Below are 25,032 nucleotides of genomic sequence, written 5' to 3' on the forward strand. Positions count from 1 at the left end.
GCCCTGTCGATGTCCCTGCCAAGGAGCTTTGTGAGCACGTCCACCGCACCACCCCAGACCGGCCAGGTCACCGCCCGGCTCTCCACCCTGGACCGCTTCCTGCCGGTCTGGATCCTCGCCGCGATGGCCGCCGGACTGCTGCTGGGCCGCCTGGTTCCGGGCATTGGGCCTGCGCTGGACTCGGTGAAGGTGTCGAATGTGTCGCTGCCCATCGCCGTCGGCCTGCTGGTGATGATGTATCCGGTGCTGGCCAAGGTCCGCTACGACGAAACCTCGAGGGTTGTCGCCGACCGGAAACTGATGGTCACCTCACTGGTGCTCAACTGGGTCGCAGCTCCGGCGTTTATGTTCGCGTTGGCCTGGATCTTCCTGCCGGACCTGCCGGAATACCGCACCGGACTGATCATTGTCGGACTGGCCCGCTGCATCGCGATGGTGATGATCTGGAACGACCTGGCCTGCGGTGACCGCGAAGCCGCCGCCGTGCTGGTCGCCATCAACTCCGTCTTCCAGGTCCTCGCCTTTGGTGCCCTGGGCTGGTTCTACCTGCAGGTCCTGCCCGGCTGGCTGGGACTGGAAACCACCAGCGCCGGCTTCTCCTTCTGGGCCATCACCGCCAGCGTCCTGGTTTTCCTGGGCATCCCGCTGCTGGCCGGCTTCCTCACCCGGACCCTCGGTGAAAAGGCGAAGGGCCGCGACTGGTACGAGGGCACGTTCCTGCCGAAGCTCGGCCCGTGGGCACTGTACGGCCTGCTGTTCACCATCGTGCTGCTCTTCGCGCTGCAGGGGGATGAGATCACCTCGAACCCGCTCGACGTCGCCCGCATCGCCCTGCCGCTGCTGGTCTACTTCCTGGTCGTGTTCGGCGCCGGAATGCTCCTCGGCAGAATCCTGAACCTGGGCTACCCCCGGACCACCACGCTGGCCTTCACCGCCGCCGGAAACAACTTCGAACTCGCCATCGCCGTGGCGATCGGCACCTACGGCGTGACCTCCGGCCAGGCGCTGGCCGGCGTCGTCGGACCGCTGATCGAAGTCCCCGTCCTGGTCGCGCTGGTCTATGTCGCCCTTTGGGCGCATAAGAAATACTGGCCCGCCGCCGCTCCCGTCCCTCCCGCCTCCACAGAGGCCTCCACAGAAAAGACAAACCGATGAGCACCACCGAATCCGCAGCCAAGCCCTCCGTCCTGTTCGTCTGCGTGCACAACGCCGGGCGGTCGCAGATGGCCGCCGCGTACCTGCGGCACCTCGGCGAGGGGCGGATTGAGGTCCGCTCGGCCGGCTCCGCGCCCGCCGACTCGGTCAACCCCGCCGCTGTCGAGGCCATGGCCGAGGAGGGCATCGACATGTCCGCCGAGCTGCCCAAGGTGCTGACCACCGAGGCCGTGAAGGAGTCCGACGTCGTGATCACCATGGGCTGCGGCGACGCCTGCCCGATCTTCCCCGGCAAGCGCTACGAGGACTGGAAGCTCGACGACCCCGCAGGCCAGGGCGTGGAGGCGGTCCGCCCCATCCGCGACGACATCAAGGCGCGGATCACCGCGCTCATCGCCGATCTCCTGCCGGCTTAGCAAACCCTTCGTTCTCCCTGAGGAAAAGCACCAATGAACACTGATCTGTCCCAGCTTCCCGTCGCCGTCATCGGCTCCGGCCCCGTGGGGCTGGCTGCCGCCGCCCACCTGCTCGAACGCGGGCTGACGCCGGTGATCTTTGAAGCCGGCGACGCGCCTGCCGCTGCCGTCCGCGCCTGGGGACATATCCGGCTGTTCTCGCCGTGGCAGTACGACGTCGACGCCGCCGCCCGCCGCCTGCTCACCGGCACCGGCTGGCAGGAACCGGACGCGGAAACCCTGCCCACCGGCGCGGAGCTCCTCGAACAGTACCTGCTGCCGCTGGCCGCCGTCCCCGCCATCCGGAACGGTCTGCACACGAACAGCGAAGTAGTTGCCGTCAGCCGCGAAGGCCTGGACAAGACCCGCACCGGCGGCCGCGACACCACCCCGTTCCTGGTCCGCGTCCGGAATGCTGACGGTACAACTGCCGATCACCGGGTCCGCGCCGTCATCGACGCTTCGGGCACCTGGAACTCCCCGAACCCGCTGGGCTCGGCCGGACTTGCAGCACCGGGGGAGTCCGCAGCCTACGCGGAGGGCTTCATCACCGCGCCGTTGCCGGATGTCACCGGTCGGGACCGCGCCCGTTTCGCCGGCAAGCACGTCCTGGTGGTCGGTGCCGGCCATTCTGCGGCCAACACCTTGCTGGCGCTGGGGGAGCTGGCCGAGCAGGAGCCGGAAACCCGGATCAGCTGGGTGATCCGACGGTCTTCGGCGTCAAGCGTGTACGGCGGTGGCGACCTGGACGGGCTGCCCGCCCGCGGTGCATTGGGCAGCCGGCTGCGGAGCCTGGTCGAGGAAGGCCGCATCGACCTGCGGACCTCGTTCACCATCACCGGCTTCAAGAGCTCGGACTCGCTGACCGTCGTCGGGACCACGCCGTGCGGGGAGACGCAGTTGGACGTCGACCTGCTGGTTCCGGCCACCGGCTTCCGCCCGAAGCTGGACATGCTCCGTGAAGTCCGGCTGGATCTGGACCCGGCCGTGGAAGCTCCGCGGGCGCTGGGGCCGCTCATCGACCCGGAATTCCACAGCTGCGGCACCGTGACACCGCACGGCGCCCGGCTGCTGTCGCACCCGGAGAAGGACTTCTACATTGTCGGCATGAAGTCCTACGGCCGGGCGCCGACATTCCTGATGGCTACGGGGTACGAGCAGGTCCGTTCCATTGCCGCGGCCCTGGCCGGGGACCAGAAGGCGGCCGACGACGTCGAACTCGTCCTGCCCGAAACCGGGGTCTGCTCCACGGATCTGGGCGGCAGCTGCGACACCGTGGCCGGCTGCGGCACCGACGACGCCGCTGATCAGGGGGAAGTTTCCTGCTGCGGAACGCCGGAACCGGCTGCTGCTGCACCCGCTGATTCCTGCTGCTCGGCGCCCGAACCTGCGTTCCTCGGTATTCCTACCGGTCTGGAGCACGGTCGCTCCGTAGCCATCGATCCACCAAATCGGTCACAGTAGGTCTCGGAGGTCTTCCCGCAGTTCTAGAGCAGAGTGCCGCCCGAGACCTCGACGCGTTCGGCCGTCATCCAGCGCAGCTCGCTTGACGCAAGGGCTGCGATGGCATCGGCGATCTCGTCCGCCTGGCCGACGCGGCCCAGCGCGGTCTGATCTGCCAGGCTGCTGCGCAGGTCGGGGTCGTCGCGCATAGCGCCGCCGTTGAAGTCCGTGGCCGTGGGACCGGGGGCAATGCTGTTAATGCGGATGCCGCGGGGCCCGAGCTCCACGGCGAGGGTGCGGGTGATGGCCTCCACTGCCGCCTTCGACGCCGTGTAGAGCGAGGTGCCGAGGCTGACGTGGCGGGTGAGCGAGGTGGACACGTTGATGATGCGACCTCCGTCGCCGATGTGGGGTGCCAGTGCCTGGATGAGGAAGAACGTACCGCGCACGTTCGTTCCCATGAGGGCGTCGAATTCATCGACCGTGGCGTCTTCGAGCCGGCCGAACAGTCCGATCCCGGCATTGTTCACCAGCACGTCAATGTCTGAACGTCCCCACCGCTCGTTAATGTCGCGCCGCAGCGAGACCGTGAAGTCAGCGAAGGAGGCGGTATCCGCCAGGTCGAGTCGCGCGGTGATGGCATCACCGCCTGCGGCGCGAATCTCCTTCACGGCGCGGAATGCATCGTCGGCTTCGCCCCGATAGGTGAGGACCACGGCGAAGCCCCGCCGGGCGAGGGCGTGGGCGGTCGCTAGGCCCAAGCCTCGGTTGGCCCCGGTAATGACGGCGATTCGAGGGGCGTTCATTTGGTGTCTCCTTCCGGGAACTCCACGCTGATGAGAGGACTTCTCTCCATCCATTCCTCAAGGGGTTCGACCGGCTGTCCGATGCCGGCCGGGTTCCGCGGCTGATTGAGATCGGCGATGATCGACGAGAATACGGCCTCCCGCTGAGCGGGATCGTTTACCGGAGTACCCACTGCGTGCAGATCCGCCCGCACCCCGTTCTTGAGGTGGAACACGAAGTCAGGGTTCGCCACAATGTTCGCGTACCAGCTGCGGCTCGCCGGCGTCGTGGAGAGATAGATTTGCCCGTCGACCCGGTAGAACCACACCTCGATGCGCCGCGGCCTGCCGGTGCGCGCGCCGGTGGTAGTGATGTCGATCGTGCGCTCCCGAGCGCTTGAAGCCGGGGTGATAGCCAGCGCCTTTTCGATTCCTGGTTCCATCACGCTCTCCTAAGTAAGTATCTATTTACTTCGGTAGAGTAGACGCGGGATGAAGATTGTGTCAACGGTGGCACTGAGCGAACGGAATGAGCATGGGGCAACGAGACGCAGAGGCGACTCGGGCGCGGATTCTCTCGGCCGCGGTGACGGAGTTCGCGGCGCATGGCTACGCGGGCGGCAGGATCGATCGCATCGCGAAGGCCGCGGAGAGCAATGTGCGCATGATCTATGCCTACTTCGGCAACAAGAGCGGCCTTTTCGACGCGGCGCTATCCGACGCGGTTATGCGGATGGCGGAAGAGGTGCCCCCTAAGCCGTCCGATCTGCCGGCCTGGGTCGGTGAGCTTTTCGATTTCCATCAGCGCCGGCCCGAGGTGCTGCGCATCTCCCTCTGGGCTCAGCTGGAACGGCCGGAGGCTGCCTCCGAGCCGCTCGAGACGTACCTGGCGAAAGTCGAATCGGTGCAGGAGCAAGCGTCGTCAGCCATCGGCGCAGTCGACCTCCTCGTCATCATCTACGCTGTCGCCCAAGCCTGGCAGCTCGCGCCCGTCGGCCTTCTGGCGGCCGACAAGCGTGCCAGCAACGACACGAGGCGGGCCGCCGCCGTCGAATCGATCACCCGCATGCTCGCCTGATGAAAAAGACTGCAAAAGCGTGGCTGCTCCTGAGCGCGGCGATCCTGGCCGAAGTGACTGCATCACTCGCGCTCAAAGGAGCGCTGGAGCATGCCGGGCTCTATGCCGTTGTCGCCGCCGGTTACCTCGGCTCTTTCGTACTGCTCGCCGGCGTGCTGCGTACCGGCATGGCCTTGGGTGTCGCGTACGGCGTCTGGGGAGCAAGCGGCGTCGCCCTGACCGCTATCGGCTCCCTGGTCTTCTTCGGAGAACCGCTCACCCTGCTGATGGGCATTGGTATCGCGGTTGTCATTGCCGGGGTGCTCTGCGTTGAACTCGGGTCACAAGCGGCACATGAGAAAGCCGAAACCTCGTAATGGCCTACCTGTTCCTGATCGCCGCGATCCTCTTCGAAGTGGCCGGCACCGTCTGCCTCCGCCTCGCCGTCGATGACAAGCGCTGGTACGGCGGGGTCGCCGTCGGCTACCTGGTTGCGTTCGCCATGCTTGCCCTCACCCTCGCCCACGGTCTGCCGCTGGGTGTCGCCTACGGGATCTGGGCGGCGGCCGGCGTCGCGCTGACTGCGGTTATAGGAAGGGTCTGGTTCAAGGAGCCCTTCACCTGGCTGATGGGGCTGGGAATAGTGCTTATTGCCGGCGGTGTCCTGCTCATCGAACTCGGCGCCGTTCACTGACCGACAGCAGGATCAGTCGGCGCAAGCGAAGGCGCGGGGCCCATTGCGGGTCCCGCGCCTCGGCGTTCCTTTAGCTGATTACTGCCAGGTCGGGCTCATTTCCTCGGGGTAGCGGGAGCCGAATCCGCCGGTCGGAAGGATCTCTGCGATGCGGGCGAGATCGGCATCGGTGAGACTGAGGTCGACGGCGCCGACGTTCTCCTCGACGCGCTTGGCGCTGCGGGTGCCGGGGATCGGGACAATGTGTTCACCCTGCGCGAGCAGCCAGGCGAGGGCGAGCTGCGCCACGGTGGCGTCCTTGGACGCGGCGAGTTCCGTCAGCTGGCGGGTGGCTTCGACGTTCTTCTCGAAGTTGCCGGGCTGCCAGCGGGCGTCCCAGCTGCGCATGTCGGTCTCGTCATACTCGGCGGCCGGCTTCGCGGTACCGGTTAGAAACCCGCGCCCGAGGGGTGAGTAGGGCACGAATCCGATGCCGAGCTCGTTGAGGACGGGGAACAGCACCTCCACGTCGCGCTCGAAGAGGGAGTACTCGGTCTGAAGGACCGAGACGGGCTGCACGGCATGGGCGCGGCGCAAGGTCTCCGGGCCAGCTTCGCTGAGACCGAAGTACTTCACCTTGCCGGCATCGATAAACTCCTTCACGGTCCCGGCGACGTCCTCGATGGGAACGCTGGGATCCACCCTGTGCTGGTAGAGCACATCGATGTGGTCTACTCCGAGACGACTCAAGCTGTTCTCGACGACGTCGCGGATGTGTTCCGGGCGGCTATCGAAACCGCCGTCGCGCGTGAAGCCGAACTTCGTGGCGATGACGACCTCGTCACGGAAGCTCTTCACGGCCCGGCCAACGATCTCCTCGTTCGCACCCCAGCCGTACAGCTCGGCGGTGTCAAAGAACGTCACGCCCAGCTCATGCGCTTTCTGGATCGCCGCAATGCCTTCCTGCTCATCACTAGGACCGTAGGCAAGCGAGATGCCCATCGAGCCGTAGCCAATGGCCGAAGTGGTCAGGCCTTGCGTGCCCAAAGTGCGTGTCTGCATTATGTCTCCTCATGGGGTGGATCGAGCGGCGCCGGAAGCGCTGGCGCGCCGTCGTGCCAGCAGTCTATGCCTGATGTGGCAGAGACTGTCAACAGAGGCAAGGTATGCTCGGAGCATGAGTGCAAGTAGTGAAGGGGTCGGGCTGCGGCAGCGCACACGCGATGCCGTACGCCAGCAGATCGCGGAGCTTGCTCTCGTAATTTTTGACGAGCAGGGTTTTGATGAGACCACCGTCGACCAAATCGCAGCAGCGGCCTGCATTTCGCCCCGGAGCTTCTTCCGGTACTTCGCCTCCAAGGAAGACGTGGTTTTGGGTGACCCCATGCTGTACGGCGAGCCCGTTCGGCAGCGGCTGGCCCAAAGCCTGGAATCGATGCCCGTATGGCAGGCCCTGCGGTCGGGGTTCGAGGCGGTCGTGGAGACAATCGAAGCGGACCCTGAACGGGCCCTGCGTGCAACGCGAGTGATGATCAGCACGCCTTCTCTGCGCGCCCGGAACACGGAGAAGCACCTTGCTTGGATGACTGTTCTTGTGCCGCTGGTCGCCGATGCCCTGAATGGCCCCGAGGCGGAGCGGCAGTATCACGCACGGGCCATCACACTGTCTGCTCTGACCTGCCTCGACGTTTCCTCAGCCGAGTTGGTGCACCGCAACGGTGCGGTGACATCCCGGGTACTGCTCGATGAAGCGTTCAGGCTCCTGAAACCCACAGCACTGGTCGATTAAGCCTGCTTCCGGAGGACTCACATTCGTTTGGTCCGGATCAGCGGTGGACTCGGCGCCGGGAAGATTGAAAAGGGGAGCTGATGGGGGAGACACCGCGGGAGCAGGGAATGCTCGATGGTGGAGACGGTCAGAGCATTTACTGGGAAGAGTGGGGGCAGCCCGACGGCGTGCCCGCGCTCTATCTGCACGGTGGCCCCGGGGGCACGCTGGGAACAAGCGGGTACCGGCACCGTTTCGACCTCACGCGAACCCGCCTGCTTGGCCTGGAGCAACGCGGCTGCGGACGTTCCCGCCCGCATGCGTCGGATCTCTCCACTTCTCTGGAAGCCCACACAGTTGCCCACCTGATTCACGACATCGAAACCCTGCGCGAAGCCCGCGGCATCGAGAAGTGGATCGTCAACGGAGTGTCCTGGGGCTCCACCCTTGCCCTCGCCTATGCCCAGACGCACCCCGAACGAATCCTCGGCATGGTGCTGGTCGCGGTTACGACGACGAGCCGACGGGAAGTGGACTGGATCACCGAAGGCGTCGGCGCGATTTTCCCGGAAGCCTGGGATCGCTTCGCCGCGCACGCAGAGCGAAGCGGGATGGGGTACGAGCGCGGACACGGACGGCTGGTCGAGGCCTACCTGCGTCTGCTGAACTCGCCGGATCCTACCGTCCGTGACGCCGCCTCCCGCGAGTGGGCGCTGTGGGAGGACACCCATATCTCCATCGGCACAGGCGGCTTCCGCCGCGATCCCCGGTGGAACGACGACGCCTACCGGATCGCCTTCGCCCGACTCACCGCGCATTACTGGACGTCTGCCGGCGTCAGCGACCCGCCGATCCTGGCAGCCATGGACCGCCTGCACGGCATTCCGGGAATACTCATTCACGGCCGACGCGACATCTCCGGCCCCGCGCTCACGGCCTGGGAACTCCACCAACAGTGGCCGGGATCAAAGCTCGTTATCGACGAGGGGGACGGCCACGGCGGCGGGAGCATAGCGAAGCACTGGGAGCAGGCCAACGTGCAGCTCGTCAGCGGGGGAGTCACTCACATGAGAATGAAGTGAGTTCTCCGCTGCCGGAATGCTGCTGGCGCCAGCGCATCTCATTGCTGCTCATCGGGAAAGAAAAGGTCCTCGATTGTGCTGTTGAAGACGGCGGCGATCCGAAAGGCCAACGGCAATGACGGGTCGAAACGTCCGCGTTCGATGGAGATAACGGTCTGGCGGGATACACCCAGCTCGTCAGCGAGCCGCTGTTGGGACCAGGCCAGACGTTGACGCGACTCATGCACCAGGTTCTTCACGTCAGCCTTTCCGCCGCAGCACCAGGTACCGGATGCCGAAGGAGGCGAAGCCCAGAGCGATCATGGCCGGAAGGACGAGCTTCAGGTCGACGGAAAAGTCCATGGGGACGAAGGCCAGAACGGTGGCCGCGACCCCAAGCAGCAGGATCAGATCCGTGAAGGACCCCGCAGCCGCCTTCTCGTACCACCCGGACTCGACGGAGTCATCAGGCCGTTCGGTTGCACCTATCAAAGTGTTTCGATCCACGACCAGGAGATAGACCAGGGCCACAGCGGGCATGGCGATGCAGGCAAAAAAGACCCAGAAGCCGAGGGCAGGATTCGATCCGTTAATCCCGGCGAGGACGGCCAACCAACCTCCTGCTGCTCCCAGAACCAGCCCGCCCGGAACAGCGATGGCTGCGGCCGGTACGCGGCCGGTTCCGAACTTGGCATTTCCCCACTTCGTACGTGTTGGCGCAACGGACATTTCCGGCCTCCCCGAGGTGTACAGCTCGCTTGACACGTCTAGTTAGCTTTACAGGTTTGCCGCTGTCAAGAGTGTTGAGGTGGCACCGGTCGCCCGGCAGGACCGTCGTCCTCATCTTCCTTGCGCCGATTATGCTTCGTCGTATCCTTTCCACGCCTGCACCAAGAAATGGATGAATATGTTCGAGAACATGTCGTGGCTGAACGAGCCGACCAGTTGGAAAGTCAGCGGGGACTCGCTGACTTTGGAAACTGCTGCCTCAACGGATTTCTGGCGAGAAACCCACTACGGATTCATCCGCGACACCGGACATTTCTTCTACACGGAAGTAACGGGTGACTTTGTGGCCACCGCGACGTTTTCGGGCGATTTCACCACGCTCTATGATCAGGCGGGACTGATGCTTCGGACCGATGAGCGAACCTGGTTGAAGACCGGAGTTGAGAACAGCGACGGCGCGCTTCAGCTCAGCACGGTGATTACCAACGGCACTTCGGACTGGTCTCTGCGTCCTCTCAGTACAGCTCAACATGAGATAACCCTGAGGCTGACCCGGCAGGCCACCGCGGTCCATGTTCAGTACCTAGAGCCCGGCGGCTCGGACGGGCAGCAGTGGAACAGTCTGCGGCTGGGCTACCTTCCCCTGAAGAGCCGTTGCCAGATAGGGCTGATGGCATGCTCTCCGGAACGCGGCGGCTTGAACGTCCGTTTCACAGACTTCAGCATTGCGCCCTCAGACGGGATCAATCTGCATCCCTGAACGAAGAGCGGTAGCGAACTTCCGTCAGCGTTGAATCCCCAATCAGCTCTTGTTTAGTCGCCCCGTCCGGGACCATTCCCATTCGTTCGTAGAAATTCCTTCCGCGATGGTTTGAATCCAGCACCCACACGGACAAAGCGGTGTGTCCGGTTTCGCGTAACTGGTCAAGCGCCGCCTCCCACAAGCGGCGCCCGACTCCCGTACCGACAAATTCCTCTGCGAGGTAGAGGGCCGTGACCTCTCCGACCTGCGGATCGGCGTCGTCGTCGCCGCTGGTAGCTGCGTGGGAGAACCCCGCTACCGTCGAGCCGATCACGGCCAGATGCGGTTGCGGCACCAGCCCTTCGTGGATCATTCGCTTCCAGCCCGCAGCCCTTCGCTCAACGTCCAGTCCATCGAGGAGGGAATCGGGCATCAACCCGCGGTAGGCCCATTTCCATGCTTGGACATGGACCCGCGCGAGGTCGTGGGCGTCATTTTCGGTGGCTCGGCGGATTTCAACGGCTGGCATAGGCATTAGTCAACAATGAGAAGGCTATTTGCGCTAGGAGATTCTTAGCTGAACCAGCCCGGACAGGCGGGCTTTACCGGCAGGCGACCGGCTGCTGCTCAAACTCTGTCGGTCCCACGGGCACGTAACCGCTGAGCTCGTTGCCGTCGGCGTCCACCTGCACGATGTATTCGCTTGCTTCGACCAGTCGGTATCCGTTGGCTGTCCAGGCGCCGCCCACGGTGAGCTGCCCGCCGATGGCGCTCCAAACCAGGGTGTAGTCGCCGGCCTCGATGGGCCGGTAGCCGTCGTCGGTGTTCCACTCACCGGCCAGCCTGCCGATTCCGTGGCTGCCGACGGCGTAAACCTTGCCGCTTCCTGACATGAGGAAAGCGGACTCCCGCACTGCGGCGCGGCAGCCCTCCGGTCCCTGGGGATCCAGAATGAGGCTCTCGGTCCCTGCGTCGAGCAGCGATCCGACGGCGATTCCGCCCCCCGCGACGGCGGCCGCCAGCAGTGCCGGAACGGGGGAGTGCAACCGGGGATTCTTGCGGTCGCCGGCTCCGTTCCGAGAGCCGAGCCACCGAATCGCCACGGAGGCCAGCAGCAGCGCGGCGGCCGCCGGCCAGGGGCTGACGATGCGGGAACCGACGACGAGGATCCACCCGGTGGCAGATGGCAGGACAAGCGCGAGCCCAAGCAGCAGGCAGGCACCGGGCACAACAACTCGCAACGCAACTGTCCGGTAGCGAGGTTCGTTGGAGTCCACCGGTTACAGCCTTTCCCGGAGCCAGGTGTTTGCTCGGGTGACCGCTTGCGACTCCGGAATGCTGTCCACCAGCTGCTGCCGCTTCCGCATGGCGGCCGCCGTGCCCGGGTCCCGTCCGATCCGAACGGCGGCGGCGCCGTCCAGCAGCACCACGGTATGTGCCGACCCTATGTCCACAATCGACCGGGGCGCTGCTTGTGTCCCCGGGGGCAGCCCGTCAATGGCGGCATCCACGAGGGCATGCAGTGTGCGGCTCTCGATTGTCCCCATGGTCAGAACCTAACAGGATGGTCAAACGGTCCTGGGACGCTACGCTGATCCGGACCCCGTCCGACTCACAATCAGCCCCGTTACGGCCGCTCTGCTGCCGCCCGCTGGCGGCCGGCATGCGTGCGGGCCTTCATCCGGTTGCCGCACACTGCCATGGAACACCACTTGGCGGTGCCCGGCCTGCTCCTGTCGATGAGGAAGAGGTTGCATTCGTTGTTGGCGCAGGGACGCAGACGGCCGGGAAACTCCTGGATCACACGGGACCAGGCAAGCGCCACGCGGAAGGCTAGCCGCTCGTCCTCCGGAGCCCGGACTTCCCAGCGGAGTCCCTGCGGAGTGACCCGGGGGACGAGGGCGCCGTCGCCCAGCACTGTTGAAAGGCGGGACAGTGCGTCATTGCATCCCCGGACGGCATCCTGCAGGCACTCCCGCATCCGCCGAAGATGTTCAAGCTCGGCTGGAGAGCCCGTGCCTCCGTAGCGTGCAGCGAACTCGACGCCGGATGCGCCCGCGAGCTCGTCCGTGGGACTGCCCGCGACAACGGGTGTGCTGTTCAGCAGCGCGAGCAGCAGGTCTTCATCCTCTAGCATCGGGTTCCTTCCACGCGGATGGTGCACGGAAGCTTTTCATGTTCACGCAGGTGCACGGCACGGTTTCCATGGTACCTTCCCATAACCACTAAAACGATTGATAGGGGTTAGTCCATGGTTGCCGTCCATCACCGCACCGTTTCCGTCAACGGCCTAGACGTGTTTTACCGCGAAGCCGGCCCCGTGGACGCCCCGGTGCTGCTACTCCTGCACGGATATCCCACAAGCTCGCACATGTTCCGCCACCTCATCCCCAGGCTCGCCGAACAATACCGGGTGATCGCCCCGGACCATATAGGCTTCGGCCGCTCGTCGGCGCCGTCAGTCGAGGAGTTCACGTACACATTCGACGGACTGGCCGAGGTGACGCGTGCTTTCCTGGCGGAACTCGGCGTGGACGCCTACACGGTCTACACCCAGGACTACGGCGCCCCCATCGCCTGGCGGCTGGCGCTGGCCAACCCGGCAGCGGTGGAAGGGGTGATTTCGCAGAACGGCAACGCCTACGAAGAGGGGTTTGTGCCCGACTTCTGGGCTCCCATCTGGGCCTACGGTGCGGACCCTTCGCCGGAAAACAAGGCGGCCCTGCGTCCGGCTTTGGGCCGGGAGGCAGTCGAGTGGCAGTACAAGCACGGCGTTCCGGATCCCACTACCGTGGACCCGGACGCCTGGGAGCACGATCTGGCGCTCCTGGCCCGTCCCGGCGTCGGCGAGGCCCAGCTGGCGCTCTTCGGTGACTACCACACCAACCGGGCACTGTATCCGGCGCTCCATGAATGGCTGCGTTCCGCCCAGGTTCCGGTGCTTGCCGTGTGGGGGCGGAATGACGAAATCTTCGGCCCTGCCGGGGCATCAGCATTCCTCCAGGACGTCCCCAAGGCGCGCGTGGAACTTCTCGACGGCGGCCACTTCCTCCTGGAGTCACACCTCGACGAGGTTGCGGACATCATCCTTGACTGGCGGTCCGGGTTTTAGTCGGCAGCGTCGCGGCACGACGACGACGGCGGGACCTTAGGCGCCTCACCCAGGGAGCGCCGGGCCGCCGTCGTCGGCGAGGTGCACCGCCGTCGCTTGGAGGTGCGCGCGGTTAGCCGCTAGGTTGGCACCACCGTCTACGTTTCCCGGGGGAAAGAACCATGAGAAAAGCTACCGCAGTCCCTGTCCTCGCCCTGCTGCTTGTCACCGGCTGCAGTGCGGCCAACGCGGAGGTGGAAGCCAAGCCCTCTTCGCCTCCGGCGTCTGCGGAGCCCTCCGAGGAAACAGTGGCTGAGGATACGGAAGAGCAGTCCTGTCTCAAGCTCCTGGGGGCAGACGGTCAGGGACCGCTGAACCGGATGATTTCCGTTGTGGGGATCGGCGGCGGGTCCAGCGGCGTCGAGATGAGCGCGGCGGATGCACGTCCGCTCCACGAAGAAGTCCTCGCCATAACCGAGAATGCGTCCGCAGACATGGCCCCCTTGCTGAAAGAGCTGTCTTCGGCCACTGAGAACGTCATTATGCAGGCCGAGGATCCTTCCAGGGCGTGGATGTTTAACGCCGCGGTCTGGACCCCGGCCGCCACGGAACTCCAGACCCGGTGCGAGCCCTATGTGGCGGCCAAGTAGTAGTTCCACCTTCAAAAGCATTAGTGGACCGAAAACCCTCCATCAACGGTGATCAACTGCCCGACGACGTAAGCCGACGCAGCGCTGGCCAGGAACACGGCTGCGCCTGCGAAGTCCTCGGGCAGGCCGTTTCGGCCGAGGAGTGTGCGCCGGGCCAGAGCTTGGACGGCTGCTGGATCCGAGCTGAGTCGCTTGTTCAACGGGGTTTCCACGAAGCCCGGCACCAATACGTTTGCGGTGACACCGTATGGTGCCCAGGCCTCGGATTGTGATCGGGCCAAAGCCTCGATGGCTGCTTTCGATACTCCGTAGGCACCGCTTGACGCGAATGCCCGATGTGCCTGCTGAGAGCTGATGTGAATGATCCGGCCGAAACCGCGTTCAGCCATTCCGGGCGCGAGACGCTGACCGAGGATGAACGGCGCCTCAAGGTTGACTCGCATGGTCTCATCCCAGGTGGCTTCGTCGAGCTCGGGCATTAGGGGGCGGAGATTGATACCGGCTGAGTTGACCAGGATGTCGACATCACCGGCAGCATCGGCAAGAAGGTGTGCTCCCTTGCGGGTTGAGAGGTCCACGACGACGCCGTCGGCGGAGCCTCCCGCTTCGCGTATTTCCGTTACTGTCGCGTCGATCGCCGCTGCGGTCCGGGCCGCGATGAGTACGTGTGCACCCGCTGCGCTGAGTGCGAGTGCTATCGCTTTGCCAATACCCGAACTTCCTCCCGTCACGAGTGCCACGCGGCCATGCACGCCGAAGAGATCACGAAGATACGCTGCTGAGTCCATCGCATGAGCGTAACGCCGAGCATCGTGCTCCATGGACGTGAGTGAGCCGCCACTAATCGTTTCGCAAGCGGATCCCTTATCGCGACATCAGCAAATGGCAGGCATGGCCGTCTGATAGCGATCCCATCGCCCGTTTACAAGTAAGTCTCGTGCGCATGGTTCAACGTGCGCATGGGGCGGTCCGGGCCATTGCACGGATCTATTGCACCGCCGCAGGATAAATGTGCACGGCCTTGACCGCGTTCCCAACTTCATCGCCCTGAGACCGTTTTCCCGGGCGTGCCTCTCGAGTTGCCTCGCCCCGGGATCTGTTGCACTGAGAGGCGAGAGAAGGCAGAGCAAATGAGCGCTGATGCAGTGATCGACGCCGTCGGACTGACAAAGTCGTATGACAAGTTAGCACTGAACGGGCTGGACCTCACGGTGAGGCGCGGCGACGTGCACGGCTTCCTCGGCCCGAACGGGGGCCGGCAAGTCCACCACCTGCTGTCGATCACCCTAGTCACTGCATTGTTCCTGTTTGTCGGGTTCGCGGGGTTCCGCCGTCGCGATCTCGCGCGCTGACCATCTTTTTTAGGCCACAGACACTTCTTCACGGGGCTCGTCATCACGCTGGGCGTGAGGCGCGGGTGTCGCTGCGGCTGCCCGTGCATGGGCGGTGAGCGTGAGGACGATGCCGACGGCGGTCCAGCCGATGAGGATCCACCACTGCGGGGCGAGGTTCGCATCGGGGAAATAGCTCAGGGAGCGAATGAGCCAGTTCGACGCTCCCGGAACGAAGAACTGCCCGATCTGACCCCAGGGCTCAGTCAGGAACTGCCATGGTGTCGCCGCCGAGGCGATCGGGTTAGCCACGAACATGGTGATGACCGCGCCGACGCCGATGCCCTTGGCGCCAAGCAACGACTTGCAGCCCACGATGAACGAAGCGGTTGCGAGAACCGACAGTCCCATCGCGGCGGCATTGATCCAGAAATCCCCCTGGAGGTATTCGAACCAGGACTGCAGGACGAGGGTGAGGCCGAGCCCTGCTGCAACGGCGAATCCGGCCAGGGCGGCCAGCCGCCGGGCGGCTCCGGCAACCAGCAGCGAGATCAGGACACCGCCGATCATGCCGCCCATCGTCAATGGGAAGGAGGCAGCCGCCAGCCCGCTGCCGGACGAGTCGGAATCAGAGAGCGGCACGACCGGAGTGACGGTGACCGTGGCTGCTGCGGGGTCACCGCCTGTGGCGAGAGCCTGCTGGGTCCGCTGGGCCTGCAATTGGGCAGCGGCACCGTTCAGCAACTGGGTGGCTGCGGTGCTGGCGGCAGGGGCAGTCAGCACCTCGGGCGCCGTCGTGCCCTCACCCAGGATGATGGCGCCGTAGGATTCGCGGGCTTCGATCTGCAGTACAGCTTCATCGCGGTCTGAGGCATCCACAAAGTCGAATGTCTCGGGCGACTGTGCGCCGATGGCGTCTTGCAGGGCAGTCACGGCCGCGGCCGGGCCGGCGATGCCGACGGGCAGGTGCTGCGCCGTCGTGGCCTTCGAAGGCCAGAGGAATGCCAGGACCACGAGCAGGACAATAAGCGAGCCGGCGACACCGAGGCCGGCAGCCTTGAACCAAGTGATGGGAGGGGAATGGAGCTGGGTGGACATGGGAATCTCCAGAGTCAAAAAGAACAGCCAAATTGTTTGGGTCCTAGCGTAACAGAACGGGTATTCTGTTTGGATGCCTCGTCTTACGGATTCCCGTCGCACCGCCCGCCGCGAGCAGATCGCGGCCGCTGCCATGCGTTGTTTCCTGGACAACGGATTCAGTGAGACCTCGATGGCGGACATCATCAAGGAGTCCGGACTCTCCGCCGGCTCGATCTACTCCCACTACGCCAGCAAGGCCGACCTGATGCGGAGTGTTGCCGCAGAATTGCTGGAGGAGCGAACCACCGGCCTGGCTGCTGCAGCCACCCCCGGCGATGTGGTGCGAACCATCCTTGCCCCCATCGATCGCGAACGCGCAAAGCTGCTGCTCCAGGTGTGGGCCGAGGCTGCACGGGATCCAGAAATGGCCTCAATGGTGCAGGACCAGCTACGGACGCTCCAAGCGACGACTGAAGCGAGGCTCCTGAACTGGGTGCGGACTCACTCCACTCCCACCGAGCAGGATGCAGGGCAGGCCACCACTGCGGCCGCCCATGCTGTCCTGTCAGCGGCCCAGGGGTACGTGGTCCAGATCGCCCTCGATCCCGAACTCAACCCTGATGATCTCATTGCCGGTATCGCCGCCAGGGTCGACCGGTAGGAACTCGCATTCCTGGAGCCCGCAAGCCGACCCCCACCGCGACGTCTAAACGCCGCTCTCCGGCTCCGTCGGCGACGGATGGCTACCCATCGAGGTCGCGACGGCGAAAACCAGTGAAACCGATCAGCAGGAACACAGCGGTGACGGCGGAGATTCCCACCAACCCGCCCCACCCGGCGTCGTCGACGGAAACGTTGGGAACGTGCCAGAACGGACTGATCGCCAGTACCGAGTCCCAGAGCCTGAACGTCGGGCCCAGCAACGTGAGCACGAAGGAAATAAACACACCAGCCCAGGACGCGATTAGCACCTGCGGCCGCGCACCGACGACCGCCACCGAAACGGCGGTGGCCGTCCATACGGCCGGAACCGTCACCACGGCCTGCAGCAGAACCTTGCCGGCGTCGATGCCCAGGTCCCCAGAGGCCAGCGCCGTGATGATGGCTCCAGCGAGAAGCAGGTAGATGGTTGGTGTGGCCAATGCGAGCATGACGTTTGCCGTGAAGTAACGGGAGCGCGGAACGGCGGCGGCCAGAACGGGTTCCAGCCGGCCCTCCAGTTCCTCGATCCGCACCTTCTGCAGAATCTGCACGCCGGGAATGGCGGCGAGAATACCGACCAGGCTCAGGATCGTCACCAGGAAGGCCGGCGCGAGGGCATCCGGCGTGGCTGCACCGGATGCGAGAACCGAGGCGGCTGCGCTGTCACCGCTCAGGATGTCCTTAAAGGAACGGGCAAAAAACCCGAAGACCACCCCGATAATCAGGAATGCAACGGTCCACGTCAGCAGCGGGCCGCGGTTCAGCCGGACCGCCAGGCTCCACGGAGTTCCAACCCTGCCCCGGGCGGGGCCTGGTCCGGGGGCGATTGCCCCCTGTCCGAAGTCGCGCCGCGACTGCAGCAGGAACGCTATACCGAGCAGGACCAGGGTGAGAGCCATTGCGGGGAGCAGCGGCCACCAGTGGCTGCCGCTGGCCGGCCGGGTTTCCGTCATCCAACTCAACGGATTTATCCAGGACGTCCAGTCCGGTGCCTCCACCGAATACAGGAAGCCGCGCAGCAGGAACAGCGCGCCGAAGGTACCCACGGCCAGCGAGTTCGCCGTCCGCGCATCGGATCCTAGCTGCGCGGTCACCGCGGCGACCGCCGCGAACATCCAACCGGTGGCAGTGAACGTTGCTCCCAGCAGCAGGGACGCATTCCAGCCGCCGCCGCACCAGGCAGTGACGACTCCGGCGACGCCTCCCAGAGCCACCGAGCCGATCAGGGCCAGACTCACTCCCGCCAGCAGACGGCTGCTCCGGCCCAGTACACCGGATGCCAGAAGCTCCGCCTGTCCGGAGTCCTCCTGGCCCCGGCTGGACCGGGTGACGGTGAAAATCGATCCGAGTGCGGCGAGGAAACCGCCCAGGGCGAGGCTGCGCCAAGCGTTGAAACCGTCGTCGGTGCTCAGATCGTAGGCCGGCCCGAAGATCAGGCCCAGTGCCGGGTTGGAGCCAATGGCAAGGGCTAGTCCGAGGCGGTCCTGCTGGGTGGGGAAGACCCATGGGTAGACGAGCACGGAGGACGCAGAGAGCGCCGTCGCGATCAGGATCCACGGTACTAAGCTACGTCCGTCGAACCGGACAGTAGCACGCAGCAGGGGCCGGGTACCTGTCAGGGCGTTGCTCATGGGCGCGCCCGTGTGGAGGGGGTGTCATCGTCATACAGCCGCAGGAAGAGGCTCTCCAGCGAGGGCGGTTCAACGGTCAGCGATGTGATGCCGAACGGGGTGAGTGCTGCCATTGCCTCACCCACCCGTGCGGACTCCACCACGGCCGTGAGTCTGCCGCCGTCCAGGTGCACGTCCGTGAATGCGGCCAGCTGGCCGGGCTGTGGGTCACGTTCCAGAGTGGCGTGGACGGCGGCGGTGGTATGCCCGCGAAGCTGGGCCAGTGTGCCTTCCTCCACGATCCGTCCGTCCCGGATAATGCTCACCCGGTCCGTGAGGGTTTCGACTTCGGCGAGGATGTGGCTGCTGAGCAGCACCGTGGTGCCCCGTTGCTTTGCCTCACCGATCACTTCCTGGAAGACGTTCTCCATCAGCGGGTCCAGACCGCTGGTTGGCTCGTCGAGGATCAGGAGCTCGACGTCGGAGGCCAGGGCGGCGACGATGGCTACCTTTTGCCGGTTACCCTTGGAGTACTGGCGGCCCCGCTTCGCGGGATCCAGTTCAAACCGCTGGATCAGTTCCGCCCGCCGCCCCTCGTCCAGCCCGCCGCGGAGCGATCCCAGCAGGTCGATGGCCTCGCCGCCGGTCATGCCCGGCCATAACGCGACATCGCCCGGCACATAGGCAAGCCGCCGGTGCAGCGGCACGGCCTCCCGCCACGGATCCTTTCCCAGGACATGCAGGTCTCCGGCGTCGGCCTTCAACAGCCCCAAGAGCACGCGGATAGTTGTTGACTTCCCTGCACCGTTTGGCCCAAGAAAACCGTGCACCTGCCCACGCTGAACCTGTAGGTCCAGCCCGTTCAGAGCCTGGAATCTCCCGAAAGCCTTCTCCAGCCCCTGAACACTGATGACCAACTCCGCGCTCATAGCCTCCCCGTTCTCTAGGCATCCCTACAGCTAGTGTGCTGGCAAATCCACCATAGTGGGGATCGCCGCAGGTAGTTCCGGAGGGTCCATGCCCGGATCACGGCGAGAAAGACTCCTCATTGGGCATGCACCTAAGAAAACCGTGCCACTTACCGCTGCAACTCCTATATACGAGCCGGAAGACCGGGCCATAATGCCAGGCAATGGATCGTCGAACGCACCAAGGAAGGATTGGACACAGCTCGCATCCGCGGCAGGACCAGCGGGAGGAAGCGGTGATGAGTCGAACACAGATCATCCAGGCACGACATGATCGAGGCCAGCACTCACGGAGAAGCTTCCTGGCGCTGGCCCTGCCCCGGACAATGCCGGAACACGCACCTTGGGACTGCTGGGCCTCATGGCCGGATCCCTTGCCAGCGGAGCACTGGCCGCCATCGATGTGGCCCTCCCAGTTGCTGCAGGCGGCGCCGTGTTCGGTGCCTGCACCGGGCTGGCCCTGCGCCTGGACCGCAGTGACGATGAAATGCCCGCCGAAGCTGCCTCGCTGGTCCCGCGAACCGGGTAGCTCGCACCACGCCCGGGTGAAGGCGGAGTACGACGACGGCGCACCCGCTCCGTCTCACCCGCCAGAGGAGTGCGGGGCCGCCGTCGTGGGATTCCGGATTCCCAGGAACGCGACCGCCCCGGCCGCCAGGAAGAGGCACGCGGTGACCAGCACCGTCTGCCGGAAGCCCGGAAAGTCCAGGGCGCCGCCGGACACGGTGCCGGCCAGCGCGATCGCGATCAGGCCGGCTACCCGCGACACGGCGTTGTTGACCGCTGACCCGATGCCGGCGTCGTCCCCGTTCAGCGCGCCGAGCACCGCGGAGGTCAGCGGCGCCACCATCAGGGCGAGGCCCAGTCCGCACAGCAGCAGCCCGGGCAGCAGCTCGGTGAGGAAATCCAGGGGCGGCTGGACCGTGAGCATTAGGAGGAACCCGGCCCCGCAGATCACCGGCCCGGCGGTCATAAACAGCCGAGGCCCGTAAATCCCGGCCAGCCTGCCCACGCGGGCGGACAACAGCAGCATGGCCACCGGCAGCGGCAGGGCGGTGAAGCCGGCGGCCGTCGCGGAGAATCCCGCGGCCTGCTGGACAAAAACCGTCACGGCGAAGGTTCCCAGCGCGAGCCCCGCGTAGGCGCCCGCGGTGACCACGTTGCCGTAGCGGAAGTTCCGCGCCCGGAACAGGGACAGCGGCATCATCGGTGCCGGCGCCCGTGCCTCGCGCAGCAGGAACAGCACCAGGGCCAGCAGTCCTGCGGCCAGGGGAACGACGACGGCGGGATGCCCCCAGTCGAGCCGCTCCTGTTCGATCAGTGCATAGACGGGACCTGCCAGTCCGGCGACGGCCAGTACGACGCCGGGCAGGTCGAACGCGGCCCGCCGACGTCCGCTGCTCTCCTGCAGGCCGGTCATCAGCAGCAGGCAGGCGGCCACCGGCAGGACGTTCACGGCGAAGATCAGCCGCCAACTTCCCACGTCCACGAGCACTCCGCCCAGGAGCGGGCCGATGATCGCGGCCGTGCCGGTCCAGGCCGTCCACCTGCCGATGGCGGCGGCGCGCGCGGCGTCGTGGTACGCCGTTGTAATGAGCGCCAGCGAGCCGGGCACCAGCAGTGCGGCGGTAATGCCCTGGATTCCTCGGGCCAGAATCAGGATGCCTGGAGCCCAGGCCAGGGCGCAGGCGAGCGAGGAGGCCCCGAAGCCCAGGATGCCGATCCGCAGGATCCGCAGCCGGCCGAAGGAGTCCGAGAGCGAGCCGGCCAGCAGGATGAACGCCCCCAGGGCGAGCAGGTAGGCGTTCACGGTCCACTGCTGGGTGGGCAGTCCGCCGCCGAGTTCCCGGCTGATCGCAGGCAACGCCACGGTGACGATGGACCCGTCGAGGAACGCCACGAAGGTGGCGAGAATAGCGACGGCCAGCAGCCGGGTGGTACCGGAGGGGCTGCTGGCCGCGCTGGTCATGAACGAAATACTAAGGTGCCGGGCTCACCCGGTCCCACAGTTCACACCCGTGCTCGGCATCGACCGTTGCATGACTGACCACTTGGGCGCTGGGGGCAACGAATTGCAGCATCTCTCCCTGCGGGCGGTAGCGCGGCCACTCCGGAGCGAAGTTCGCATCCGGACGTCCTTCGTCGGCGAAGCTGGACCAGTAGCTGATCATCTGGTCCGAGAGCTGTACCTGTTCGGTGCTGAACGGCAGCGCGGTGCCGAGGTAATCCCACAGGTAGCCAAGGTCATTGACGTGGGTGGCGCCGAACGGGTAGTCGGTGCCGAGCCGCCAGATGGAGGTGAACGCCGGCCCGTCCTTCTCCGCAAACTCGTAGGCATATGTCCTGGTGTCGGCGGCCATCCGGTCCCGCAGGGTCTGGTCTCGGCACGCCCGCTGATCGCTCTGCACATCTCCCCACGCCACCGTTGGGGAGGGATAGTTGGCGGCAGGGTAGGCCGCCGCCACCTGCGCAGCATCGTTCGGATACGTGGTGGAGATCAGATCGGCGAGCATCTCTTCGGTGATCGGATTGCCAACGTAGTCGTAGGCACCGAAGACGCTCTGCTGCGACTCATCCGCCGTACCGCCCACGATCACCGGAAGCCTCGTGAGCCGGCCGGCCTTCAACAGCTCGAGCGGGTCGGACGGGAGGACGGCGTTGCCGTGAACCGCGCCGCTCTGCCGCACCGCCGTCTGGGCGGCGAGCACCTCGGCCGGCGACTTCGCCCGGAGGCAGGCGAGCTCCGTTGCCGGATCGGGGCAGCCGATCTCCGCCGCGAACTGGGCGCCGGAGGCACGGGCCGCCTGGGGTGTGCGGGCTGAACACCCGCCGCTTTGCAGGATCGCCTGGTCAAAGAGGCCGTCGGCTCCGGGGGAGGCGAGTTGTGCGCAGGTATTCGAGGCCCCGGCTGACTGGCCGGCGAGAGTGACATTCCGTGCGTCACCGCCGAACCTTCCGATGTTCTCCTGGATCCAGGTGAGGGCGGCCTGCTGGTCAAGCAGGCCGAAGTTGCCTGCCGCACCGTCCGGGTTGTCCGCTTCCAGCCCGGTGGTGTCGAGCCAGCCCATCGCACCCACGCGGTAGTTGATGGTGACGAACACCGCCTCGCTCTTGGTGATGAACTTGTTCGGGTCGGTGTCACGGCCGGCGCCGGCAACATTGCCACCACCGTGGTTCCACACGAACACCGGCAGCTTCTTCGACGACGGCTCGCTCGGCCGGTACACGTTGAGGTACAGACAGTCCTCGTTCAGTGTGGGCTGGTCATAGCCCGGGTCCCATCCGGTGCCCTGGGTGCATGAGCCCCCGAATTGCGTGGCGTCCAGCACGCCTTCCCACGGCTCGACGTCGGCCGGGGCCTTCCAGCGCAGGTCGTCGACCGGGGGAGCGGCATAGGGGATGCCTTTGAAGGAGGTGACCATCGACGTCGCTTCCCCCTGCACCTCTCCCTTGTCCGTCGAGACGACCGGGTAGTGGTCCCGGTAGCCTTCGTTGGCATCGTGCACGGCGGGGGAGCTGGCAAATGCCGCGCCGGTCGCCGTCAGGCCAACCGCTATTCCGGCCGCTGACCATGCGCGCACTCTTTTGGTAATCATCATTGGGTACCTCACTCATCGGCGAATGTCCGGACGAGTATTGAGTGTTGAAGTGCGCGGATCAAGCGTTTCATCTAGATACATATGTACTTCCGGGATAAGGGCCCTTACCTGTTGTGGAATGGGCAAAAGCGTGGAGCTGTAGGCAAAGGGGGCTCTGCCAGTGCCCCCGCCTGCGGGGGCACTGGCTAACACTCTGAGGGCTAAGTAGATTCACGACTCACAAATCCGGAGCCTGCACGCTCCAGGACGGCAATTGCGTCCGTGCCGAACGTAGTCCTGAACCGCCGGCGAGAAGCGTCGGCACGCAACTTAGCAAACTAGTCTGTTTTTAGGAGCCCACCATGGTTTCACCAGTTCAGACCGCGACTCGTCCGACTCGGACCGTGAGTGCCTACGCCGCGGTATCGCCCACCGACCCGCTTGTCGCTACCACGATTGAACGACGCAGCGTTGGCGCGAAAGACGTACTTATCGAGATCGCCTACGTGGGGATCTGCCACTCAGACATCCACACTGTCCGGGGTGACTGGGGGCCGGTGCAGTACCCGTTGACGGTGGGCCACGAGATCGTCGGGGTTGTCAGCGAGATTGGTGCAGACGTCACGCAGCACCAAGTCGGCGACCGCGTCGGCGTGGGGTGCCTCGTCAACTCCTGCCGTGAATGCGCCAATTGCCGCGCGGGTGCAGAGCAGTACTGCCTCAACGGCAACACCGCTACCTATGGCGCCGTGGACCGCGACGGCACCATCACGCAGGGCGGGTACTCCACGCATATCGTCGTGGTGGAGGACTTCGTGCTGAGTGTTCCGCAGAGCATCCCGTACGAAGCGGCCGCGCCCCTCTTGTGCGCCGGCATTACGACCTATTCACCACTGGCGCACTGGAATGCCGGCCCAGGCAAGAAGGTAGCCGTCATTGGGATGGGCGGGCTCGGTCACATGGCCGTAAAGATTTCACATGCCATGGGAGCGGAAACCACGGTTCTCTCGCACTCGCTTAGTAAGCAGGAGGACGGGCTGCGGTTCGGTGCTGACTACTACTACGCCACGAGCGACCCGGCTACATTCGAAACCCTCGCCAACACCTTTGATCTCATCATCAACACGGTGAGTGCGAAGATCGACGTGGATGCCTACCTCATGCTGCTCGGCCTCGACGGAACCATGGTGAACATCGGTGCGCCGACGGAGGTACTGCCGGTACAGGTGTACACGCTGTGCAGCAACCGGCGCTCGTTCGCCGGCACTGGTATCGGCAGTATCCGTGAGACCCAGGACATGCTGGACTTCTGCGCCGAGCACAGCATCGCACCCGAAATTGAGCTCATAGCCGCCGACGCCATCAACGATGCCTACGAACGTGTGCTCGCGTCCGATGTACGGTACCGCTTCGTCATCGACACGGCGACACTTCCGGCGATCTAGGCGGGCAACGAGCTGCCGCACACGTTCGCGGCTGGCCGCCTTCGGCGCTCCGGGATCTACTCGCAGTCAGCCGGCGTTGACGACCGCGCGGCAGCTGCGCAGGAAGGAAGCGGCGAGGGCGTCGCCGTCGTCGTCAAGGTAGCCGGCAACCATCGCTCCGTCGCGAAGAAGCATCAGATCCTCAGCTGCCGCCTTCGGATCGGCGGGAGCCAGGGGACGGGCGATTTCAGCGAACGCGGCCTTGCACCATTCGCGGTGGTCCCTGATGGTTTTACGGACTGCACTGGCGGGGTCCGGGTATTCGGCTGCGGCGTTGATGAAGGGACACCCGCGGAATCCGGGCTCACAGGACATAGTGCCTAATTGGTTCGCGATTAGTTGCAAGGTTTTGTCGGTATCCCCGCCGGCGTGTTCCATTGCAGCGCCGATTCCCTCGCGCTCGATCTTTGCCCGGCGTTCCAGATGGGCCACCACCAGGTCGTCCTTGCTTTTGAAATGCCGGTAGAAGGTCACTTTCGTCGTTCCGGCACGGTCGATCACCTTGTCGACGCTGACCGCTCGAAGCCCCTCGGCATAGAACAGCTCAGTCGCGGCTTCGACGAGACGTTCCCTCATCGATACCTTCACAGCCTCCGCCACGAGATTTCCTTCCGGTTGCCCTTGCGTGTCTCCATGATCCAGATTACAGTCCTTCGAAGTAGAGTGACTA

Annotated in this window: 31 protein-coding genes; 15 read left to right on the forward strand and 16 right to left on the reverse strand. The window is 65.1% G+C overall.

The window, feature by feature from the left end; translation table 11 throughout:
* The first annotated feature begins 9 nt into the window (after window positions 1-9).
* The 3 genes from arsB to N2K98_RS07775 are packed head-to-tail and all read left to right on the forward strand — an operon-like array spanning window position 10 to window position 3,074.
* Window positions 10-1,155 carry an ACR3 family arsenite efflux transporter gene (arsB, locus tag N2K98_RS07765; RefSeq protein WP_257794430.1) on the forward strand — a complete coding sequence of 382 codons (1,146 nt, stop codon included), beginning with the start codon at window positions 10-12 and terminating at the stop codon, window positions 1,153-1,155.
* Window positions 1,152-1,571, forward strand: a complete 420-nt coding sequence (locus tag N2K98_RS07770) for an arsenate reductase ArsC (protein WP_255865415.1) — start codon at window positions 1,152-1,154, stop codon at window positions 1,569-1,571. The genes arsB and N2K98_RS07770 overlap by 4 nt, the downstream gene beginning before the upstream one ends.
* 33 nt (window positions 1,572-1,604) lie before the next feature.
* The gene (locus tag N2K98_RS07775) at window positions 1,605-3,074 is read left to right on the forward strand and encodes an FAD-dependent oxidoreductase (RefSeq protein WP_255865416.1); all 1,470 of its coding nucleotides are present in this window, start codon (window positions 1,605-1,607) and stop codon (window positions 3,072-3,074) included.
* 23 nt (window positions 3,075-3,097) lie between these two features.
* Here the strand turns inward: N2K98_RS07775 and N2K98_RS07780 are convergent, their stop codons facing one another.
* Both N2K98_RS07780 and N2K98_RS07785 read right to left on the reverse strand, forming a co-directional pair.
* A complete protein-coding gene (locus tag N2K98_RS07780; protein ID WP_255865417.1) occupies window positions 3,098-3,859 on the reverse strand; it encodes an SDR family NAD(P)-dependent oxidoreductase in 762 nt (253 codons plus the stop codon).
* Entirely contained in the window at window positions 3,856-4,281 is a 426-nt protein-coding gene (locus tag N2K98_RS07785) for a nitroreductase/quinone reductase family protein (protein WP_255865418.1), read from the reverse strand. Before N2K98_RS07785 ends, N2K98_RS07780 begins: the two co-directional genes overlap by 4 nt.
* A 92-nt stretch (window positions 4,282-4,373) precedes the next feature.
* Between N2K98_RS07785 and N2K98_RS07790 the strand changes: the two genes are divergently transcribed.
* The 3 genes from N2K98_RS07790 to N2K98_RS07800 are packed head-to-tail and all read left to right on the forward strand — an operon-like array spanning window position 4,374 to window position 5,589.
* Window positions 4,374-4,916: a TetR family transcriptional regulator gene (locus N2K98_RS07790; protein WP_255865419.1), complete on the forward strand. Its 543-nt coding sequence runs from the start codon at window positions 4,374-4,376 to the stop codon at window positions 4,914-4,916.
* A complete protein-coding gene (locus N2K98_RS07795; protein ID WP_255865420.1) occupies window positions 4,916-5,272 on the forward strand; it encodes a DMT family transporter in 357 nt (118 codons plus the stop codon). Before N2K98_RS07790 ends, N2K98_RS07795 begins: the two co-directional genes overlap by 1 nt.
* Entirely contained in the window at window positions 5,272-5,589 is a 318-nt protein-coding gene (locus N2K98_RS07800; RefSeq protein ID WP_255865421.1) for a DMT family transporter, read from the forward strand. The genes N2K98_RS07795 and N2K98_RS07800 overlap by 1 nt, the downstream gene beginning before the upstream one ends.
* Before the next feature lie 78 nt (window positions 5,590-5,667).
* Here N2K98_RS07800 and N2K98_RS07805 read toward each other — a convergent pair whose 3' ends face one another.
* Window positions 5,668-6,630, reverse strand: coding sequence for an aldo/keto reductase (locus N2K98_RS07805; protein ID WP_255797932.1), 963 nt, complete (start codon window positions 6,628-6,630; stop codon window positions 5,668-5,670).
* 115 nt (window positions 6,631-6,745) lie between these two features.
* Between N2K98_RS07805 and N2K98_RS07810 the strand changes: the two genes are divergently transcribed.
* Both N2K98_RS07810 and N2K98_RS07815 read left to right on the forward strand, forming a co-directional pair.
* A complete protein-coding gene (locus tag N2K98_RS07810) occupies window positions 6,746-7,357 on the forward strand; it encodes a TetR family transcriptional regulator (RefSeq protein WP_255865422.1) in 612 nt (203 codons plus the stop codon).
* Between the two features lie 80 nt (window positions 7,358-7,437).
* Window positions 7,438-8,418 (forward strand): alpha/beta fold hydrolase, encoded by a 981-nt coding sequence (locus N2K98_RS07815; RefSeq protein WP_255865423.1) that lies wholly within the window; start codon window positions 7,438-7,440, stop codon window positions 8,416-8,418.
* A 38-nt stretch (window positions 8,419-8,456) separates the two neighbouring features.
* On the opposite strand, the gene N2K98_RS07820 is transcribed toward N2K98_RS07815, so the two are convergent.
* Together N2K98_RS07820 and N2K98_RS07825 are read right to left on the reverse strand one after the other, a co-directional pair.
* Window positions 8,457-8,657, reverse strand: a complete 201-nt coding sequence (locus tag N2K98_RS07820; protein ID WP_229952115.1) for a helix-turn-helix transcriptional regulator — start codon at window positions 8,655-8,657, stop codon at window positions 8,457-8,459.
* A gap of 1 nt (window position 8,658) precedes the next feature.
* Window positions 8,659-9,126, reverse strand: coding sequence for a hypothetical protein (locus N2K98_RS07825; RefSeq protein ID WP_255865424.1), 468 nt, complete (start codon window positions 9,124-9,126; stop codon window positions 8,659-8,661).
* Between the two features lie 79 nt (window positions 9,127-9,205).
* Between N2K98_RS07825 and N2K98_RS07830 the strand changes: the two genes are divergently transcribed.
* Window positions 9,206-9,886, forward strand: a complete 681-nt coding sequence (locus tag N2K98_RS07830) for a DUF1349 domain-containing protein (RefSeq protein WP_255865425.1) — start codon at window positions 9,206-9,208, stop codon at window positions 9,884-9,886.
* On the opposite strand, the gene N2K98_RS07835 is transcribed toward N2K98_RS07830, so the two are convergent.
* The 4 genes from N2K98_RS07835 to N2K98_RS07850 all read right to left on the reverse strand — a co-directional run bounded on the left by N2K98_RS07835 (window position 9,870) and on the right by N2K98_RS07850 (window position 12,005).
* Window positions 9,870-10,403, reverse strand: a complete 534-nt coding sequence (locus tag N2K98_RS07835; protein ID WP_255865426.1) for a GNAT family N-acetyltransferase — start codon at window positions 10,401-10,403, stop codon at window positions 9,870-9,872. The two genes, N2K98_RS07830 and N2K98_RS07835, sit on opposite strands and share 17 nt — an antisense overlap.
* Window positions 10,404-10,470: 67 nt before the next feature.
* The gene (locus N2K98_RS07840) at window positions 10,471-11,145 is read right to left on the reverse strand and encodes a hypothetical protein (RefSeq protein ID WP_255865427.1); all 675 of its coding nucleotides are present in this window, start codon (window positions 11,143-11,145) and stop codon (window positions 10,471-10,473) included.
* A 3-nt stretch (window positions 11,146-11,148) separates the two neighbouring features.
* Window positions 11,149-11,415, reverse strand: a complete 267-nt coding sequence (locus N2K98_RS07845; protein WP_255865428.1) for a hypothetical protein — start codon at window positions 11,413-11,415, stop codon at window positions 11,149-11,151.
* A gap of 80 nt (window positions 11,416-11,495) precedes the next feature.
* Window positions 11,496-12,005, reverse strand: coding sequence for a CGNR zinc finger domain-containing protein (locus tag N2K98_RS07850; RefSeq protein ID WP_255865429.1), 510 nt, complete (start codon window positions 12,003-12,005; stop codon window positions 11,496-11,498).
* A 114-nt stretch (window positions 12,006-12,119) separates the two neighbouring features.
* On the opposite strand from N2K98_RS07850, the gene N2K98_RS07855 reads away from it, so the two are divergent.
* A complete protein-coding gene (locus tag N2K98_RS07855; RefSeq protein WP_255865430.1) occupies window positions 12,120-12,980 on the forward strand; it encodes an alpha/beta fold hydrolase in 861 nt (286 codons plus the stop codon).
* 161 nt (window positions 12,981-13,141) lie between these two features.
* Window positions 13,142-13,609, forward strand: a complete 468-nt coding sequence (locus N2K98_RS07860) for a hypothetical protein (RefSeq protein WP_255865431.1) — start codon at window positions 13,142-13,144, stop codon at window positions 13,607-13,609.
* Between the two features lie 20 nt (window positions 13,610-13,629).
* Here the strand turns inward: N2K98_RS07860 and N2K98_RS07865 are convergent, their stop codons facing one another.
* Complete coding sequence (locus N2K98_RS07865; protein WP_255865432.1) at window positions 13,630-14,397, reverse strand: SDR family NAD(P)-dependent oxidoreductase; 768 nt, start codon at window positions 14,395-14,397, stop codon at window positions 13,630-13,632.
* Between the two features lie 342 nt (window positions 14,398-14,739).
* On the opposite strand from N2K98_RS07865, the gene N2K98_RS17220 reads away from it, so the two are divergent.
* Window positions 14,740-14,961 carry a hypothetical protein gene (locus N2K98_RS17220; protein ID WP_308219823.1) on the forward strand — a complete coding sequence of 74 codons (222 nt, stop codon included), beginning with the start codon at window positions 14,740-14,742 and terminating at the stop codon, window positions 14,959-14,961.
* Between the two features lie 9 nt (window positions 14,962-14,970).
* Here N2K98_RS17220 and N2K98_RS07875 read toward each other — a convergent pair whose 3' ends face one another.
* Complete coding sequence (locus N2K98_RS07875; protein WP_255865433.1) at window positions 14,971-16,038, reverse strand: P-loop NTPase family protein; 1,068 nt, start codon at window positions 16,036-16,038, stop codon at window positions 14,971-14,973.
* Window positions 16,039-16,111: 73 nt separating this feature from the next.
* Between N2K98_RS07875 and N2K98_RS07880 the strand changes: the two genes are divergently transcribed.
* Window positions 16,112-16,681: a TetR/AcrR family transcriptional regulator gene (locus N2K98_RS07880; RefSeq protein ID WP_255865434.1), complete on the forward strand. Its 570-nt coding sequence runs from the start codon at window positions 16,112-16,114 to the stop codon at window positions 16,679-16,681.
* Between the two features lie 82 nt (window positions 16,682-16,763).
* On the opposite strand, the gene N2K98_RS07885 is transcribed toward N2K98_RS07880, so the two are convergent.
* On the reverse strand, window positions 16,764-18,353 hold the full coding sequence (locus N2K98_RS07885) for an ABC transporter permease (RefSeq protein WP_255865435.1): 1,590 nt from the start codon (window positions 18,351-18,353) through the stop codon (window positions 16,764-16,766).
* Window positions 18,350-19,261, reverse strand: a complete 912-nt coding sequence (locus N2K98_RS07890; RefSeq protein ID WP_255865436.1) for an ABC transporter ATP-binding protein — start codon at window positions 19,259-19,261, stop codon at window positions 18,350-18,352. The genes N2K98_RS07885 and N2K98_RS07890 overlap by 4 nt, the downstream gene beginning before the upstream one ends.
* 400 nt (window positions 19,262-19,661) lie before the next feature.
* Between N2K98_RS07890 and N2K98_RS07895 the strand changes: the two genes are divergently transcribed.
* The gene (locus N2K98_RS07895) at window positions 19,662-19,829 is read left to right on the forward strand and encodes a hypothetical protein (protein ID WP_255865437.1); all 168 of its coding nucleotides are present in this window, start codon (window positions 19,662-19,664) and stop codon (window positions 19,827-19,829) included.
* A gap of 54 nt (window positions 19,830-19,883) precedes the next feature.
* Here the strand turns inward: N2K98_RS07895 and N2K98_RS07900 are convergent, their stop codons facing one another.
* Both N2K98_RS07900 and N2K98_RS07905 read right to left on the reverse strand, forming a co-directional pair.
* The gene (locus N2K98_RS07900) at window positions 19,884-21,269 is read right to left on the reverse strand and encodes an MFS transporter (protein ID WP_255865438.1); all 1,386 of its coding nucleotides are present in this window, start codon (window positions 21,267-21,269) and stop codon (window positions 19,884-19,886) included.
* A 10-nt stretch (window positions 21,270-21,279) separates the two neighbouring features.
* Window positions 21,280-22,899 carry a carboxylesterase/lipase family protein gene (locus tag N2K98_RS07905; protein ID WP_255865439.1) on the reverse strand — a complete coding sequence of 540 codons (1,620 nt, stop codon included), beginning with the start codon at window positions 22,897-22,899 and terminating at the stop codon, window positions 21,280-21,282.
* A 341-nt stretch (window positions 22,900-23,240) separates the two neighbouring features.
* On the opposite strand from N2K98_RS07905, the gene N2K98_RS07910 reads away from it, so the two are divergent.
* A complete protein-coding gene (locus tag N2K98_RS07910; protein WP_255865440.1) occupies window positions 23,241-24,323 on the forward strand; it encodes an NAD(P)-dependent alcohol dehydrogenase in 1,083 nt (360 codons plus the stop codon).
* Window positions 24,324-24,389: 66 nt separating this feature from the next.
* On the opposite strand, the gene N2K98_RS07915 is transcribed toward N2K98_RS07910, so the two are convergent.
* Window positions 24,390-24,962, reverse strand: coding sequence for a TetR/AcrR family transcriptional regulator (locus tag N2K98_RS07915; protein WP_255865441.1), 573 nt, complete (start codon window positions 24,960-24,962; stop codon window positions 24,390-24,392).
* Window positions 24,963-25,032 lie beyond the last annotated feature (70 nt).

The organism is Arthrobacter jinronghuae, assembly GCF_025244825.1.
GTDB classification, from domain to species: domain Bacteria; phylum Actinomycetota; class Actinomycetes; order Actinomycetales; family Micrococcaceae; genus Arthrobacter_B; species Arthrobacter_B jinronghuae.

Bases quoted from the DNA above. Each gene is read 5' to 3' on its own strand.
- arsB (WP_257794430.1), top strand. From the start codon at position 10: ATGTCCCTGCCAAGGAGCTTTGTGAGCACGTCCACCGCACCACCCCAG.
- N2K98_RS07770 (WP_255865415.1), top strand. From the start codon at position 1,152: ATGAGCACCACCGAATCCGCAGCCAAGCCCTCCGTCCTGTTCGTCTGC.
- N2K98_RS07775 (WP_255865416.1), top strand. From the start codon at position 1,605: ATGAACACTGATCTGTCCCAGCTTCCCGTCGCCGTCATCGGCTCCGGC.
- N2K98_RS07780 (WP_255865417.1), bottom strand. From the start codon at position 3,859: ATGAACGCCCCTCGAATCGCCGTCATTACCGGGGCCAACCGAGGCTTG.
- N2K98_RS07785 (WP_255865418.1), bottom strand. From the start codon at position 4,281: ATGGAACCAGGAATCGAAAAGGCGCTGGCTATCACCCCGGCTTCAAGC.
- N2K98_RS07790 (WP_255865419.1), top strand. From the start codon at position 4,374: ATGGGGCAACGAGACGCAGAGGCGACTCGGGCGCGGATTCTCTCGGCC.
- N2K98_RS07795 (WP_255865420.1), top strand. From the start codon at position 4,916: ATGAAAAAGACTGCAAAAGCGTGGCTGCTCCTGAGCGCGGCGATCCTG.
- N2K98_RS07800 (WP_255865421.1), top strand. From the start codon at position 5,272: ATGGCCTACCTGTTCCTGATCGCCGCGATCCTCTTCGAAGTGGCCGGC.
- N2K98_RS07805 (WP_255797932.1), bottom strand. From the start codon at position 6,630: ATGCAGACACGCACTTTGGGCACGCAAGGCCTGACCACTTCGGCCATT.
- N2K98_RS07810 (WP_255865422.1), top strand. From the start codon at position 6,746: ATGAGTGCAAGTAGTGAAGGGGTCGGGCTGCGGCAGCGCACACGCGAT.
- N2K98_RS07815 (WP_255865423.1), top strand. From the start codon at position 7,438: ATGGGGGAGACACCGCGGGAGCAGGGAATGCTCGATGGTGGAGACGGT.
- N2K98_RS07825 (WP_255865424.1), bottom strand. From the start codon at position 9,126: ATGTCCGTTGCGCCAACACGTACGAAGTGGGGAAATGCCAAGTTCGGA.
- N2K98_RS07835 (WP_255865426.1), bottom strand. From the start codon at position 10,403: ATGCCTATGCCAGCCGTTGAAATCCGCCGAGCCACCGAAAATGACGCC.
- N2K98_RS07845 (WP_255865428.1), bottom strand. From the start codon at position 11,415: ATGGGGACAATCGAGAGCCGCACACTGCATGCCCTCGTGGATGCCGCC.
- N2K98_RS07850 (WP_255865429.1), bottom strand. From the start codon at position 12,005: ATGCTAGAGGATGAAGACCTGCTGCTCGCGCTGCTGAACAGCACACCC.
- N2K98_RS07855 (WP_255865430.1), top strand. From the start codon at position 12,120: ATGGTTGCCGTCCATCACCGCACCGTTTCCGTCAACGGCCTAGACGTG.
- N2K98_RS07860 (WP_255865431.1), top strand. From the start codon at position 13,142: ATGAGAAAAGCTACCGCAGTCCCTGTCCTCGCCCTGCTGCTTGTCACC.
- N2K98_RS07865 (WP_255865432.1), bottom strand. From the start codon at position 14,397: ATGGACTCAGCAGCGTATCTTCGTGATCTCTTCGGCGTGCATGGCCGC.
- N2K98_RS17220 (WP_308219823.1), top strand. From the start codon at position 14,740: ATGAGCGCTGATGCAGTGATCGACGCCGTCGGACTGACAAAGTCGTAT.
- N2K98_RS07875 (WP_255865433.1), bottom strand. From the start codon at position 16,038: ATGTCCACCCAGCTCCATTCCCCTCCCATCACTTGGTTCAAGGCTGCC.
- N2K98_RS07880 (WP_255865434.1), top strand. From the start codon at position 16,112: ATGCCTCGTCTTACGGATTCCCGTCGCACCGCCCGCCGCGAGCAGATC.
- N2K98_RS07885 (WP_255865435.1), bottom strand. From the start codon at position 18,353: ATGAGCAACGCCCTGACAGGTACCCGGCCCCTGCTGCGTGCTACTGTC.
- N2K98_RS07890 (WP_255865436.1), bottom strand. From the start codon at position 19,261: ATGAGCGCGGAGTTGGTCATCAGTGTTCAGGGGCTGGAGAAGGCTTTC.
- N2K98_RS07895 (WP_255865437.1), top strand. From the start codon at position 19,662: ATGGCCGGATCCCTTGCCAGCGGAGCACTGGCCGCCATCGATGTGGCC.
- N2K98_RS07900 (WP_255865438.1), bottom strand. From the start codon at position 21,269: ATGACCAGCGCGGCCAGCAGCCCCTCCGGTACCACCCGGCTGCTGGCC.
- N2K98_RS07905 (WP_255865439.1), bottom strand. From the start codon at position 22,899: ATGATGATTACCAAAAGAGTGCGCGCATGGTCAGCGGCCGGAATAGCG.
- N2K98_RS07910 (WP_255865440.1), top strand. From the start codon at position 23,241: ATGGTTTCACCAGTTCAGACCGCGACTCGTCCGACTCGGACCGTGAGT.